This window comes from Neisseria sp. P0019.S002 (assembly GCF_051957155.1).
In the GTDB taxonomy this organism is placed as follows: Bacteria; Pseudomonadota; Gammaproteobacteria; order Burkholderiales; family Neisseriaceae; genus Neisseria; species Neisseria perflava.
On record NZ_JBQCWS010000057.1, the window covers coordinates 1 to 535 of the forward strand.

The window sequence follows — 535 nt, forward strand, 5'->3', positions numbered from 1 at the left end:
TGGGTTTGGGTGGGGTGGGTGGGTGGTGGTGTTGGGGTTGGTGGGTGGTGGTGTTGTGTGTTGGGTTGGTTTTTTGTTTTTTGGGTGTTTGGGTGTGTGGGTTTTGTTTGTTGTTGTGTGTGTTTGTTGTGGTTTTGTTGTGTGTGTGTTGGTGGTGTTTGTTGGTGTGGGGGGGGTGTTGGTTGTTTTTTTGTTTGTGGTGGGTGTGGGTGTTGTTTGTTTGTTTGGTGGGGTTGTGGGTTGGGGGGTGGGGTTTTTGGGGTGTTTGGTGTGTTGTGGGTTTTGGTGTTGTTTGGGGGGTTTTGGGTGGTTTTAGTGTCTATTGGTCGTGCGAGGCGTGTTTGTCGGCTGCCAGTGCGGCTTCGTGGACCACTTCGGACAAGGTTGGGTGGGCATGGATAATGCGGGCGGTGTCTTTGTTGCTGGTGGGGGGTTTGGGTGTGGTTGTGTTTTTGGTGGTTGGTTTGTTGGTAGTTGGGTTGATTGTGTGTGTGTTTGGGGTGTGGTTGGTTTTGGTGTTTGTTGGTGTTTTGGT

General features: G+C 51.2%; 1 protein-coding gene. It reads left to right on the plus strand.

Features of this window, described 5'->3' with window-relative positions:
- Nucleotides 1-119 precede the first annotated feature (119 nt).
- Nucleotides 120-535 (plus strand): hypothetical protein (locus ACTHTY_RS11530; RefSeq protein WP_440367754.1); only part of this gene is annotated, 416 nt, incomplete at its 3' end.